Raw genomic sequence first — 15,368 nt, 5'->3', positions numbered from 1 at the left:
TTTATCGGTGCTACTTCAGAACTATCTGCCCCAAAAGAGCGCTGAGCAATCTCCAACGTTACCAGCCGCACTGGGCTGTTCTCTAAAGCACACAAAGACGCTAAGTAATGAGCAAATGCCGACTTCTCTGTACCGTAAACCCCGGTCATCCAGCAGTAAGAATTGCATTAACGGTCGGAGGTATTGCAGGAAGTGCCGCTGCTGTAATGCTTGGTGGAGGTGCTGCTGTTGCCGCACCCGCAGTATTGGGAATATGGGTTGCTTTAGGCGCTTATCGCCTGCTGAAATAAAACTTGTTATTTTGTCGTAGAATCCCCCTACAAACACTCAGGAATTCTGATAACAAATTGACTCTCCCACGAGCCAATCGGCTACCCTCCTGAGTTGTTATAGGTTTGACTATCAGCAAAGTGACGCAGAATTTCTGCCACAGACCAGGCTTGAGCGATTGCGCCTTGGGGTGCGTGAGGCGCATCGCCATCAAAAATTTCGGAAATCGAGCCAAAACAAGCTTGATGCTGGAAGTGTTCTAACACCGGCATCCAATCAAAAGCAACCGGCTCATTCGGATAAAACCGCTGCCATGCCCGGATATAGGGGCCAATTAACCAACTCCAAACCGTACCTTGGTGATAGGCGCGATCTCGATGCCACCGATCACCGGCATAACCACCAATATACCCAGGATCGCCCGGATCAAGACTCCGCAAACCATAGGGCGTCAGCAGCCGATCTCGCGCCACTTGCAACACCCGACGCCCTTGCCCCTCAGAGAACGCGCAATGATGCAGTGAAAGCGCTAGCACGGCATTCGGGCGAATTCGGGGATCGGCACGCCCATCCGGTTCCAGCGTGTCGTAAAGATAACCCTGTTGCGAATTCCAAAACTTCGACAGAGATGCTTTGACAATTGCCGCTTTTTGTGAGTAATTGCGAACCTGATTTTGATAGTTCCCAGAGCGCTCACCGGCATCCCTTGCCAATCGCTCAGCCCACTGACTCGCCCAACACAATGCGGAATACCAAAGGGCATTAATTTCCACCGGCTTGCCTCGGCGCGGCGTCACCGGCAGCCCATCAATCACCGCATCCATCCAAGTCAGGGCCACACCGGCAGCGTCCCACGTCACCAACCCATCCGACGCATCCACCTGAATGTTATAACGGGTGCCGGCGGTAAAAGCCTTGTAAATCTGCCGCACTACAGGATAGGCAAAGTTCAAGAAATCCCAATCCTGACTCGCTTCCAAATACAGCCCCAGCGTCTCAACCCACCACAAGGTTGCATCCAAACTGTTATAAAACGGCTCACCCCCGGCATCCGGGAAAGCATTGGGAATCAACCCTTGCTGGCAGTAACGGGCAAACGTTTCCAGCAACCCGCGAGCAATGTCAAAACGACCCGTCGCCAAAGCCAATCCAGGCAACGCGATCAGCGTATCCCGGCCCCAGTCATTAAACCAGGGATAGCCGGCAATCACCGTTGGCCCGTCAATCGAACTTCTGTAAACAATAAATTGATCACTTGCCTTGAGCATTTGCCGCCAAACCGGCTCACCGGCATCGGGTGGAGACAGCCGGCCAAACAGCCGATCCAACCGCTGCTGCTCAGCTTCCACTGCCGCTTCAAAGTCTACGCTGCTGAGGTCAGATAGGGGCGCTTCTGGCCATCCCACCCTTGCTTCCAGAACCACAGCATCCCCTGGTTGCAAAGAAACGCTCAGTTCGCCGGTACTGTAAAGGTCTTCCCGATCTCCTAAACCCCGCCGCGTTTCCTCTAAATATTGATAATTCCAGTACCACAACCCTTGTGGTTGGTAGTCGCCGGCACTCCAGCGCAGTTGCCAAGGCGTCCCCGGTTCACCGTTGCGAATTGCTTGCAAGCGGACTTGCCGAGAACCGGCTTCTTGCCAAAATTGCAACCCAGGATCAGCCGATTGCTGGTGGTGAAAGTCACGATCTGCAATCAAGGGGCGCAGCCTCAGTGTGGCCACCTGAGAGCCGGTGTAGTGATATTGAATCAACAGCCGGTGACACAATTCGGGCTGCAAATTGGGAAATTGAGCCGAACTCAGGGAATTCCTTAATTCCTGCTCCCCCTTTCCTCCTCTCTCTCTCTGCTCCTCTTCCCTTCTTCCATAAGGCATCACCAATTGCCTGGTTAGCTGCCAGTTATCTTGACCCCAAATCCAGGTGGGAACAGGTTCTATTTCAAAAGAACGTAGCAGGTTAAATCCCAACGGGAAAACTGCACCACCCCCCCAGAAATTCGTTCCCAGCCCGAAAATCTGACCGGCAACGTCTAAGGTTGCCTCTAAATGAGACAGCAAAAGCGTGCGCCGGCTGGGAGGCTCAAGCGCCGCAATTAGCCAACCGTGATAGGTGCGGGTATGAGCATCACACACCGTACCGCCGGCAAAACTTCCTAAACCATTTGTGAGCAGCCATTCCCGTGTATCCAACTCATCCATGAGTTTCAGCCACCAACTCTTTTGCTTGATCGCAGACTAGAACCATCCGGCAGACAAAAACGCCCGCGTCACCCTGGGGACAGCTAACTTCCTGTCCTTGTTATCTCGTAGCTCGACTTATTTAACCACTAAAAAACTCACAGCTACACCATCAGGGACAAATTTTGTATCCCAGCCGGTTGCCATCGGGCTAGTAACGGTAGCACCATCCAGCCTAAGATCGATCAGGAATTGACGAAACGCAGCCGCTTAGGGGTTCAAATGGGCCACAGCGCGACTTGATTGCCCTGAGTTTTGTGACCTAGGGAGCCGGCAAACCCTGATTGAGGTTGAAAATAATCGTTAAAATACCAAGAAACCAAAGACTGATCAGGGATTGTGTTTCTTCGTAGAGAGGATGGGGAGTCATTTTTATGCGAAGCCTGGAAAACGAAAGCGAATCGTTTAGATTTTACGGGGTTTAGCGAATTAAAATAAATTCAAAATTAGGCCACACAATCTATATAAAACGGCACAAATAAAGGAGGTTACATCAGCAATGTTAGCAGCAAGCACTCGTTTTTCTTTAATGCGGACTATTCGGACTATCTGGAGCCGGTGGCGGCTTTTATGGGTGATATTTTTGGCTTCGCTATTGCTATCTGGATGTGTGGAGTATGATGTCGGGGTGAATTTCGAGAGCCAGACTCACGGAGAAATTGTGCAGCATATTCAGTTGGGAGAACAACTGAGGAGCTTTAGCAGCTTAACCGTTCAGCAATGGTTAGATAGTGTTAAGCGGCGATCGCAGCAATTGGGAGGCAGAACTCAGCGAATTTCTGAGCAAGAAATGATTGTCACCATTCCTTTTAATAATGGCGCTGAACTAGAAGAGAAGTTTAACCAATTTTTTAATCCGGTTGACTCTAAAAAATCTCGCTCAGAGGCTAAGCTTGAGCCTGAGTTACCTGAGATTCAATCTCACCTCACCGTCAATCAAAATAACTGGTTGTTTGCGATTCGTAATCGGTTAATTTATGACTTGGATTTACGTTCTTTAGGCGTGCGTTCTTCTGATGGTAATATCTTAGTCAGTCCGGGTGAATTGGTCGATGTTAAGTTTAGTTTAAACACGCCTTGGGGCGCACGCACGATTCAATCGGCTGCGAATGATAATAGCCCAGAAGAGCAGGGAAATCAGTTAATTTGGGCATTTAAACCGGGTCAGTTAAATCATCTGGAAACTGTGTTCTGGGTGCCGAGTCCGATTGGGATTGGTGCGTTTGTGATTATTTTGCTAGTGGCTGCGGGTGGATATTTGAAATATCAATTGCTGCCGGCACTTGGTATTGGCAGCCGGCGGAAACCCACTGTTTCACCTAAACCGTTAGCTTAACAATCCGGGGAAGGATAAAACCGTTGCAGAAACAAGTTTTATCCTTCCGCTTTATTATTTTTGCGGTTTGATGGGAATTGAAATCACAAACTCTGCACCTTTACCGGGGGTGCTAATACAGTTGAGCTGCCCTTGGTGAGAGTCTACAACAATTTGATAACTAATGGATAGTCCTAAGCCGGTGCCGGAACCCACCGGCTTTGTGGTAAAGAAGGGATCGAATATCTTCCGAATCACATCTTCTGTCAGACCTGGGCCATTGTCAGAAATCCGAATTGTCGCAAAGCCGGTAGAACTTGCTTCAGTGCGAATATAAATGGTTTTTCCATCTCGCTCATTTTCCAAGGATTCTGAACGCGGAACGAATGACTCTAAAGCATCAATCGCATTGCTTAGGATATTCATAAATACCTGATTCATTTGACTGGCATAGCAGGTAATCAGAGGCAGCTTGCCATATTCTTTAATAATTTCAATTCCAGAACGCCCCCCTTCTTTTCTTAGTCGAGGTTGCAAAATAAGCAAGGTAGATTCAATTCCTTGATGGATATCAACCGGCTTCATATCCGCTTCATCCAGCCGCGAGAAATTTCGCAAACTCAGGACAATTTTGCGGATGCGTTCAGCACCCACTTTCATTGAATCTAAAAGTTTTTGCAGATCCTCTACCACAAATTCGAGATCAATGTTTTCTATCTCCTCACAAATTTCCGCTGCCGGTGTGGGATAGTGCTGCTGGTAGAGATGAATAACAGAAAGCAAACTTTGAACATATTCGCTTGCCGGCGTGAGATTGCCATAGATGAAACTAACCGGGTTATTAATTTCATGGGCAACACCGGCAACCATTTGCCCCAAACTCGACATTTTTTCGCTTTGAATCAGTTTGGTTTGGGTGCGTTTTAGTTCGTGAAGAGTTTGTTCGAGACGAACATTTTTTTCGTTTAATTCTTGTGTCCTATCTGAGACTTTTTGCTCTACTGAAGCGTAAAGTAAAGCATTTTCTAAGGACACAGCAGCCTGGGAAGAAAGCAGTCTTAGAACTTCCAGTCTCTCCGGCGTAAACGCGCCGGAGGTTAAATTGTTCTCTAAATAAAGAATGCCGATCAGTTGCCCTTGATTGATAATCGGACTGCACAAAACTGATTTCAGTTGCCGCTTAGCTATATAGGGATCACTCGTAAATCGTCCTTCGCCGGCAGCATTACTTAAAACCATATCAGAGCGAGTGCGCTCGACATAATTAATCACCGACACCGGCAAATCTTGACTAGACTCAACCAAGTTAGATTTCTGCATCACCACCTCATCTTGCGTGACAGAGGCTTCTGCTACAACGATCAATTTTCCATCTTTTGGCAAAACCAACAAGCCTTTTTGTGCGCCGGCATTCTCGATGAGAATTTTCATCAATTTTGCCAGCAACTTATCTAGCACAATTTCCCCAGAAATTGCTTGGGAAGCTTTCATGACGGTTACTAAATCTAGAGATTCCGAATTGCCGCCGGTTGTCGTGTGAATCGTTGCATCTAGCTTGCTGTTGGCGGTATCACGCATCCGATTTTTAGCCGGCGTTTTGGTTAGCAACTGACTATATTTAGTTTCTAAATCTTCAACCTTGCGTTTTGCCCCCCAACGCTGATAGCCATAATGCGCTTCAGTCATATAAATTTTGGCAATCTTTTCTTTACCTTTTGCTAACCAGAATTTTGCTGCCAGTTCATTGGCTAAGGCTTCATTTTGGGTAAACTGATTTTCTAAGGCTGATTCAATTGCCTGATCGTACAAATCTATCGCCTCTTCTGCTTTCCCAGAAATTCGGGCGATTTCTGCTTCCACTAAAAGATATTTGTGCAGAAAGTTCTCAGGACAGTTTTCTGCCCAAGTTTTCATTTGTTGTTGATTGGCTTCTAATTTTTGCCAGTATTGTTTTTGCTCGTCTTCAGACTCTTTTGAGCCTGCAGCGATTAAAATGAGTGACGAGTAAAAATTATAGTCTGTAGCGACAGCCATCCCTCCTGTAAAAGGAATGAGCTTTTCGGTTTCCGAAACAATTTTTACAGCTTCATCGAGATGATCGTAAAGGTAGAGAATTTGTAACTTATAAATTTTATAAATAGCTAGGGATAAAAAGTTGCTCCGTTGCTGGCAATCTTCTAAATAGCTAACCTCACTCATTTCATCTGAGGCAGAAGCAGCTTCCTCTTGAGCAAGTTTAGTCAACTTCATCATCAACAGTTGCATTCCGATTAGCGTATCAGTTGACAGTTGATTTTTTGTTTTTTGGGCAAACTGCAAATATTTGGGAATTTCGGTCAAGATTTGGGCAATATTGCTTCCTTCCATAAATAAATTTACGATTTTGTTATGGAGTAAGTAGCCGGCGTACTCCAGACATCCAGAATTCAACGCTGCTTGATAGCCTTCATTATTAATCGGGTTTGCCTCTTTTATATGCTTAAACCAGTAATTAACTGCATTACCAAAGGTTGCTAAAACTTTACATCTCAGATCCGTGGTACTCCACTTTTCACTCAATTTTCGCCCTAAGTTCCCAAACTCATAAGCTGATTTATAATCTCCAAAAAATCCAATTAAAAGCATTCCATAGCTAGAATAACAAAGACATGATTCTGGAGCGTTTCCGTATTGAAACGACATATTTACGGCTTTTAGCAAGCTTAAAGTCCAGAATTCAAGATTAGTCAGGTAAAAAGATGTTAACGCGTTGCTGATTAATTTTATAGCAATTCTTTTGTCCGGTAACGTCATCTCCGGTGCATCGACTAAAGAAGCAATGTTTTTATTTGCTACACTTTCTTTCGCGGCTGCAATTTCCCCGCCAATCGCCGTTTCTAAATTATCTGCCGGCAATTCAATACCAAGCAAAGCTAATGCCTTTTTCGCTGCTGTCGCGCCCTCCTCATATTTAGCCCGTAGCGTATATTGCACAATCAGCAAATTGTATATTTCTGCCTTTTCTAAAGCTGAATGAGTATTTTCTAAGGTTAAATTGATAAATCTTTCTGATTCTTCAAAGTTGCCATTTAAATACTCAATATCTGCCCGTTCTTTATGCAAAGCAAAAGCCAGATCGTAATGCGACTCCCAAATCGCTTCGCTTAAGCTTTCCATTCCTGCTGTCAAATACTGTTGAGCAGAAACGTAAGCAGTTGCATCTTTGGCTTTTCGGGCGGCTTCTAAATTCAATACAGCCAATTCAATCTGTTCTTGCTCATCTGCAATTAATGATCTCGCTACATTCAGATGATCAACTAACTCAAAGATTCTTTCTGTTCGGTACTCGGCAGGAGTATTTGCCAGTAACAGCCGGCCAATTTCCAAATGAACCACTTTTTTATTTGATTCATCAATCAGTGAATAGGCCGCCTGTTGCACTCGGTCATGCAAAAACTTATAATTAAGGATTAAAAGCGGATAATTAATTAAATCAAGATCCGTATTTTCTAATTCTGAAGCGGGTAATATTAATCCTTCCTGAACTGCCGGCCAAAGGTCTTTAAACGTTTCTGATGCTTCTTTTTTATGAATTAAGGACAGTGTGTTCAAATCAAATTGGTTGCCCAAACAAGCCACTAAACGTAAAACTTGTTGCGTTGAATCTGGCAGTTTCTTTAACTTCCAAATCATCAACTCCACCACATTGTCTGTGATAGCAAGTGCTTCAATTTTATCCATATTCCACTGCCATCCCCCTTTACTCACAGGGGAAGGAGGATTAAAAGTGAGAAGATTTTCTTGATATAAAGTTTTCAGAAATTCACTAACAAAAAACGGGTTGCCTTGGGTTTTACGCACAACCAATTCTGCTAACGGTTTGACGGCTTGTTCGTTACTGTGCAAAGTCTCAGCAATGAGTAAGCTGATCTGCTCAAGGTTCAAAGGTTCTAAGCTAAGTTGGTTGATAACCGCTTCTTCATGGCGTAGCGTGTCTAGGGTCATCATTAATGGATGAGTCGGACTTACTTCATTATCTCGATATGCCCCAATCACAAACAGATATTGCGTCCCCTCATCCATCAGCATTAACTCAATTAATTTGAGTGTTGCAGAGTCCGCCCATTGCAAATCATCTAAAAAGATAACGAGTGGATGTTCCCTCGAACAAAACACCTGAATAAAGTTTTGAAAAACTAAATTAAAGCGATTTTGAGACTCTGTAGGCCCTAATTCCGCAATAGCCGGCTGAGAACCCACAATCAATTCTACTTCGGGAATAACATCAATAATAATTTGACCATTCGGGCCAAAAGCAGCCAAAAGTTTTTCCCGCCAACGATTCAACTGCACTTCACTTTCTGTTAAGAGTTGCCGCACTAATTCAGAAAAAGCACTGACGACAGCCGAGTAGGGAATATTACGCTGAAATTGGTCAAATTTTCCAGCGATAAAATAACCCTTACGTCTGGTAATCGGTTTATAAAGAACTTGTACCAGCGCTGACTTCCCAATCCCTGAATAACCCGAAACCAACATCAATTCAGTCGTGCCGGCATAAACCCGCTCAAAAGCCATTAAAAGCGTTTCAATTTCTCGCTCTCTGCCATAAAGCTTTGACGGAATTTGAAACTTATCAGAAATATCTTGACGACCAATCGGAAATTCCGAAATCGTCCCCTTATCCTGTAATTGAGTCAGACATTCCTCTAAATCAGCAATTAATCCCCAAGCACTTTGGTATCGCTTATCAGCCGTTTTTGCTAACAGTTTCATCACAATATCAGACAAAACCTTAGGAATTTCTGGATTGATCACATGGGGAGGCACCGGCTGTTTAGCAATGTGACAGTGTACCAACTCCATTGCATCCGTTGCAATAAACGGCAATTGATGGGTTAGTAACTCATAAAAAGTAGCCCCCAAAGAATAAAAATCAGTTCGATAATCTAAACTTCGGTTCATTCTGCCGGTCTGTTCCGGCGACATATAAGCCAGCGTTCCTTCTAAGACGCTCGGATTTTTAATCGCCGTACTTTCGCGGGATAAGACAGTGGAAATACTAAAATCGATGATTTTTAATTGCTCGGTTGCGGGATTAAAACTAATATTAGAAGGATTGATATCTTTGTGTATAATATTAACAGCGTGAAGATTTCCCAGACTTTTGGCAACTTTAACAGCCAAAGTCAAAAATCCTAAAAGTGTAAACCTTTGCGAAGCCATTAAAGTTCTTAAAGACTCGCCGCCAAAATCCTCTAAAACCATAACTGAAGTATTTTGATACTTTAGCAAATCATAAGCTTTGACAACGCCTTCTAAATTTAAAGACCGAGTAATTTCATATTCCTGCTCATATCTGGCAAGTTCTGCTGCGGAGGGATACTCGTGTTTGAGCAGCTTCAAGATAACAGGTTGATTATCATGCTCACGGCGTCCCCGATAAACTAGGGAATTGGCACTTTCATAAATTAAAGCGAGAATTTGGTAACCAGGGATAGTAAGCATCGTAGGGTTATCCTTAAAGGTAGTGGCTTAAATATAAAATTGTAGCGCCAACATCTTGTTAAGAAAGCCGTAGAATCAACAAGGTGCGGGGAATCACCGGCAACATCGAGCAATTCGCCCTCAGCAGATGGACATTTACTGTCAGCAAACACCGGCACATTTTCACAGAGTTCTTGCCCGTGGCGCTCAACTTGCTAGGAAAAAGCCGAAACTCGCCCGGTAGCAACCCTCACAGAGAGCATCCCACATCTTTGTAGTGAAAAAACGAAAGACGGGGAGAGGGGAAAATCTCATGAGAGATTTTTATCTGCCGAGTCTCACTAAGTAACCCCTAGATAGAAAGAACAAGCGCCGCTGTGTCTTTGATATAAAATGTTACATTCTCAAATTGCACTAATAGCTTCTTGCCGGTCTTTTTAACTGATAGCTTGATTATGGCAAAATCGCAAACACTCGCGCCAAAAATCCAGAATTATTTTTCAGTTTCCGGAAAGCGACTACCACCAAAGCCTCAGCTTTTGGTACTTTATCAAGATTTGTCTGTATTGGCTAAATTTGCTAATTGTCTTGTTGCAAAATCTACGCTTCCACAGAGCGATCATCCTAACGGGTGGCGACTGCTGAACCGGCACCAATCGCTTCAAAGCCAGAAGCGGTAATCTTTCCCATCTCCGAGAGATGCTGACAGTGCCGGCAACCTCTCCATCCTGCATCAGCCAGTTTGTCCATTAATTTCCTTCTCCAATTTATAATTAACTTATCAAACGGAAATTTTATAATTATTTCTGCACACAAGACGGCCAACCCCAGCCCCAAAATTCACCTGCAGGGTTTCATCAATCAGAATTTATCTCCCTATTAGAGATTTCCCGCGCAAAATCTCCAACCCCACAGTGCTGAATCGTGCCGGTGCCCCCGTAAAATGGGCAAATGAACCCCAAGATGCAGGAGTCCATCGATGCGACCGCTCAACTTCGTCATCATCTTCGTATTGTGCTTAGCGCTGGTTTTATTCAGCATCGAAAATACACAGCCGGCAACCATTCAGATTATCGAAGGTATCCAGTTTCAAGCCCCAATTTCCATAGAACTGATTTTGGCGATGGGGATCGGAGCCGTCTTAGCTTGGCTTTTTGGTGTGTGGACTCGCTTGCAGCGGCTACTGGTAGCCCGCCAAGATATTCGTCAAATTCGCAAACAAGATAACCGCATTCAAGAGTTAGAGCAAGATGTGGAACGCTATAAAGCAGAATTGCAAGACCAGCACCGGCTGCCACCTGCCAGCGAACCCCTCACCACGAATGCGTCTCTCGCTCAGGAGGTGTCAACCACAGACGCCTGATCAGACACAAATGCGAGCCTGAGTGAGGCATTGGCATCACCGGCTTAACATTAGATCCACAAACTGGCCCAAGACTTGCCACTGCTTCCCATCTGCTAGTGGCCAGCTTGCCCTTCTCAATCAAAAATGAGATAATTTACGATTAATTAATTACCTAATCGTTTCCCAGTATCTCCCCATCTCCCCTGATTCGCGGCTTCAATGTTAAATAAAACCCAAAAGCTCCCCCACTTCCCCTGTGTACTTTGCGTGGCGCGGTAGCTGAATACAGCTGTGTTAACTTAGCATTCGACACGAGTCTGTATGCGCGGATTTGAGATGAAGGTCTAATATATGACAGTTTCATTGTCCCAAGATGCAGCGAACCTCAATCATCGCGGCTCGTCAGCCCCAGAACTCGGCATCGCCCTGCTGATTGACCTGGCCAAACAGGGAGAAATTAACCCCTGGGATGTCCAAGTGATTGAGGTCATTGATCGCTTTTTAAGCGAACTTGCTCCAGTTCGCGAAGCCGGCCAACTTGAGCGGGAAGTCGCCCTATCACAGTCAGGGCAGGCTTTTTTGTATGCCTCAATGCTGGTATTGCTCAAAGCCGACAGTCTTGCTCGTTCTTCCGAACCAGAGGACGAAGCAGAACTGCTCGAAGACGGCACAGAACTGCTTGAAGATGATACCGCACAGCGAGGGCCACTGAAGCTAGAGCGCCAACTGCGCCGGCGTGCCGTTGCCCAGCCGCCGCAAAAACGCCGCGTCACCCTTCAAGAATTGATCGACCAGTTACAGCTGATGGCGACAGCGATGGAAGATCGCCCTCGTCGGGCGCGTCCAAAAAAATCCAGCCCCAAATCCAGCGCCCAGGTCGCCCGCGCCATCACCCATCTGGCCCACCAGGAAAATCTTTCCGAAGTCGCCGGCATCTTGGAGCGGTTTTTCCTCCAGCATTGGACTCAAATCGCTCAAGAACACGAGTGGTTGGAGCTAGACGAATTACTAGAATGCTTGTCATCCGCAACCAAGCAAGCTGCCGGTGAGTCGCCCGTGCCGGCAGACACAAGCCAAGCACTCAAGGAAAACGACCGAGTCGGCGTTTTCTGGGCGTTGCTGCTGCTGTCGGCTCAGTCTAAGGTTGAGTTAAGTCAAGAGGAATTCTACCAAGACTTGAAAATTCGGGCGCTGCCAGAATCGCTCCAGCTACCAGCCGCCAAAGTGGATGAAAGCATTAAACCGGCAAGTTGAGCGATGGAAAAGGATGCATTAGCACGCCGGCACCTACATAATCTCAAGAAATGTGCATTAATGGGGAAAATACCTGGTAGCCTGTTGTTTGGAGTCGGCTGGACTGAGCTATAAATTTCTAAATGAGCGCATGACTTGCGCGTCCTTCGCTCCTATCGGCATTAACCGAACTGTAAACTATCAATTGACTAAATTGATTGGCCAAGGCTTGAGAGAAAAACTTTTATGAAAGCCATGATTCTGGCTGCTGGGAAGGGCACCCGCGTCCGCCCCATTACCCAAACCATTCCCAAACCCATGATTCCCATCCTGCAAAAGCCAGTGATGGAGTTCTTAGTTGAGTTGCTACGGCAACACGGCTTTAACGAAATTATGGTCAACGTCAGCCATCTAGCAAATGAGATTGAGAACTATTTCCGAGATGGCCAGCGATTTGGGGTTCAGATTGCCTATTCCTTTGAAGGCAGAATTGTAGAAGGTGAACTCCTAGGGGAAGCCGTAGGCTCAGCCGGCGGGATGCGCCGCATCCAAGACTTCTCCCCCTTTTTTGATAGCACCTTTGTGGTGTTGTGTGGCGATGCTTTAATTGACCTGGACTTAACCGCTGCCGTCAAGTGGCACCGCGAAAAAGGTTCAATTGCCACAGTGGTTATGAAATCCGTCCCCAAAGACGAAGTCCCTAGCTATGGGGTCGTGGTTACGGATGAAGAGGGGCGGATCAAAGCCTTCCAAGAAAAACCCAAAGTCGAAGAAGCTCTCAGCACCAGCATCAACACCGGCATTTACATTTTTGAGCCAGAAGTCTTAGATTACGTCCCCTCCGGCCAAGAATTTGATATTGGTGGCCAGTTGTTCCCCCATCTGGTAAAAATTGGAGCGCCATTCTACGGCATCACAATGGATTTTCAATGGGTGGACATAGGCAAAGTTCCCGACTACTGGCGTGCCATTCGCGGCGTGCTGCTGGGAGAAGTCAAAAATGTTGCCATTCCAGGCCATGAAGTGAAGCCAGGGGTCTACACAGGTCTCAACGTCGCCATTAACTGGGACAAAGTCGAGATTGAAGGGCCGGTTTATATCGGTGGCATGACTCGCATTGAAGATGGCGCAAAAATTATCGGCCCAACGATGATCGGCCCGAATTGCTGTATTTGCAGTGGGGCAACCGTCGAAAATAGCGTGATTTTTGAATACTCCCGCTTAGGACAAGGCGCACGGTTAATCGACAAATTAGTTTTTGGGCGCTACTGCATTGATAAAAACGGCGAAAACATTGACCTAGAAGCAGCAGCTTTAGACTGGTTGATTACCGACGCCCGGAAATCGCTGCCAGACCAACCGCCGGCAGAACGGCAAGTTATTGCAGAACTTTTGGGCACAGAAGACTTTTAAGGAATCACGAATGAATAGCGCTCAGATATCAGTGGCAACTGACACCTGAGCGCTATTTAATTAACAATTCTCCATTTCCTAACTCGATAGATAGGTATACCCACTCAAGCTGCGCTCGTAATTTTGCAGCAGCATCTGAGATTCTTTCAGAGAAATCCGCCCTGCTTGCAAAGCTTGCTCAGTTTGTTTGCGGATACTTTCAACCAAATCTTCAGAATCGTACTGGACATAGCCCAGCACTTCCGTCATCGTGTCCCCCTTGACAACGTGTTCAATTTCGTATCCTTTGGGCGTCAGCGTGATGTGAACCGCGTTGGTGTCGCCAAACAAATTGTGCAAATTGCCCATAATTTCCTGGTAAGCACCGGCAAGAAACATACCCAAGTAATAAGGTTCGCCGGCTTTCAGGGGATGCAATTCTAACACCGGCTTGACCGCCTGAAGGTCAATAAACTGATCAATTTTGCCATCGCTATCGCAAGTCAGATCCGCCAGGGTGCCCCGTTGCGTCGGTTCTTCATCGAGCCGGTGAATCGGCATAATCGGAAACATCTGGTTAATCGCCCAACTATCAGGGGCCGATTGGAAGACAGACAGGTTGATATAGTAAATCGACGCCATGATATTCTCTAAATCTTCCAAATCGTCAGGCACATAGTCCTGTTGGCGGACAAGAGAGAGAATCTTTTTGCAACAAGCCCAGTAGAGACGCTCAGCTTTCGCGCGATCCCGCAGGCTGAGATAGCCAAAATTAAAGATGCTAATCGCTTCTTCCTTAAACTGAATCGCGTCGTGGTAAGCCTCTTGGTAATTCTCCACGCCGATCGACTGGTAAGTTTCGTAGAGATTTCGCAAAATCAGGTGTTCTCGCTCTCCCAGAGGTGCCGGTGCCACAGACGGGACTTCACTTGTACCGAGCACATCAAACACTAAAACCGATTGATGGGAAGCAATCGCACGACCACTTTCACTGATCAGCGTCGGCACCGGCAGCTGGCGCTCCTCACACGCCTCCTTCACCTCCGCCACAATATCATTGGCGTAGTTTTGCATATTGTAGTTTTTGGAGGCGTGAAAATTGGTTTTAGAGCCATCGTAATCTACCGCCAAACCGCCGCCGACATCCAGATATTTCATATTGGCTCCCAACTTGGCCAATTCGACATAAATCTGGCTGGCTTCTCGGATCGCGTCTTTAATTACGCTAATCGAGGAAATTTGAGAGCCAATGTGGAAGTGCAACAGCTGCAACGAGTTCAACAAACCGGCATCATTGAGCTGATCGGCTGCCTGAATAATTTCGGGAATCGTCAGGCCAAATTTAGCCCGATCGCCGGTTGAGCCACCCCAGCGGCCAATTCCTTTACTGCTCAGCTTGGCTCGAACCCCCAGTATCGGCTCGATCCCCAGCTTCCGGCTGGCTTCAATCACTAACTGCACTTCTTCTAGCTGCTCGATCACAATAATCGGCAACTGTCCCAGCCGTTGGGCTAAGGTTGCAGTTTCGATATACTCCCGGTCTTTATAACCGTTGCAAATCAGCAGTGCGCCTGGGGTTTTTAAGGTTGCCAAAGCAATCAGCAACTCTGGCTTGGAACCGGCTTCTAAGCCAAACTGATGCGGTTGGCCAAAACGCACCAAATCTTCTAACAAGTGCCGGTGTTGGTTGCACTTCACCGGGAAAACACCGCGATAAACACCCGGATATTTGTAACGGGCGATTGCTTTGGCAAAGCAAGCATTCAACCGCTCAATACGATCTTCCAAAATATCTGAAAACCGGATCAGCAAGGGCAACCCTAAGTTACGCTGTTGCAAGGCTTCCACCAATTCGCAAAGATCGAGAGAACCGCCACGATCGCCCTTGGGTGACACCGTTACATGACCGGCAGCATTAATTGAAAAATAAGGTTCTCCCCAGCCGCGAATGCGATACAGTTCTTCACTCTGCTCGATTGTCCAAGATTTACGAGCGCTGGCTCGATTTGACGGCTTCCCATTGTGCATTGGGGGGGATTCGACGCTCGTCGGCAACTCGATTGAGACTTCTTCAGTGCCGGCATCAGCGGTGGTTGGCTCCAAACCC

At 46.5% G+C, this 15,368-nt stretch carries 9 protein-coding genes; 5 read left to right on the top strand and 4 right to left on the bottom strand.

Features of this window, described 5'->3' with window-relative positions:
* The first annotated feature begins 107 nt into the window (after positions 1-107).
* Positions 108-290, top strand: coding sequence for a hypothetical protein (locus H6F73_RS21320; RefSeq protein ID WP_190760777.1), 183 nt, complete (start codon positions 108-110; stop codon positions 288-290).
* 81 nt (positions 291-371) lie between these two features.
* Here H6F73_RS21320 and H6F73_RS21315 read toward each other — a convergent pair whose 3' ends face one another.
* Entirely contained in the window at positions 372-2,471 is a 2,100-nt protein-coding gene (locus tag H6F73_RS21315) for an amylo-alpha-1,6-glucosidase (RefSeq protein ID WP_190760776.1), read from the bottom strand.
* Between the two features lie 538 nt (positions 2,472-3,009).
* Here H6F73_RS21315 and H6F73_RS21310 point away from each other — a divergent pair.
* Entirely contained in the window at positions 3,010-3,846 is an 837-nt protein-coding gene (locus H6F73_RS21310; protein ID WP_242072587.1) for a DUF3153 domain-containing protein, read from the top strand.
* 54 nt (positions 3,847-3,900) lie between these two features.
* On the opposite strand, the gene H6F73_RS21305 is transcribed toward H6F73_RS21310, so the two are convergent.
* Positions 3,901-9,312, bottom strand: a complete 5,412-nt coding sequence (locus H6F73_RS21305) for an ATP-binding sensor histidine kinase (RefSeq protein WP_190760775.1) — start codon at positions 9,310-9,312, stop codon at positions 3,901-3,903.
* A gap of 603 nt (positions 9,313-9,915) precedes the next feature.
* The gene (locus H6F73_RS27090) at positions 9,916-10,041 is read right to left on the bottom strand and encodes a hypothetical protein (RefSeq protein ID WP_277882633.1); all 126 of its coding nucleotides are present in this window, start codon (positions 10,039-10,041) and stop codon (positions 9,916-9,918) included.
* A 229-nt stretch (positions 10,042-10,270) separates the two neighbouring features.
* On the opposite strand from H6F73_RS27090, the gene H6F73_RS21300 reads away from it, so the two are divergent.
* From H6F73_RS21300 to H6F73_RS21290, 3 genes are all read left to right on the top strand, one after another.
* Positions 10,271-10,654 carry a LapA family protein gene (locus H6F73_RS21300; RefSeq protein WP_190760774.1) on the top strand — a complete coding sequence of 128 codons (384 nt, stop codon included), beginning with the start codon at positions 10,271-10,273 and terminating at the stop codon, positions 10,652-10,654.
* Positions 10,655-10,987: 333 nt separating this feature from the next.
* Positions 10,988-11,890, top strand: coding sequence for a ScpA family protein (locus tag H6F73_RS21295; protein WP_190760773.1), 903 nt, complete (start codon positions 10,988-10,990; stop codon positions 11,888-11,890).
* Between the two features lie 225 nt (positions 11,891-12,115).
* Positions 12,116-13,282 (top strand): NDP-sugar synthase, encoded by a 1,167-nt coding sequence (locus H6F73_RS21290; protein WP_190760772.1) that lies wholly within the window; start codon positions 12,116-12,118, stop codon positions 13,280-13,282.
* A gap of 78 nt (positions 13,283-13,360) precedes the next feature.
* Here H6F73_RS21290 and speA read toward each other — a convergent pair whose 3' ends face one another.
* The gene (gene speA, locus H6F73_RS21285) at positions 13,361-15,289 is read right to left on the bottom strand and encodes a biosynthetic arginine decarboxylase (protein ID WP_242072593.1); all 1,929 of its coding nucleotides are present in this window, start codon (positions 15,287-15,289) and stop codon (positions 13,361-13,363) included.
* Between the last annotated feature and the right edge of the window lie 79 nt (positions 15,290-15,368).

It is taken from the genome of Microcoleus sp. FACHB-68, from assembly GCF_014695715.1.
In the GTDB taxonomy this organism is placed as follows: Bacteria; Cyanobacteriota; Cyanobacteriia; order Cyanobacteriales; family Oscillatoriaceae; genus FACHB-68.
This window is presented reverse-complemented; position numbering and strand designations above follow the sequence as displayed.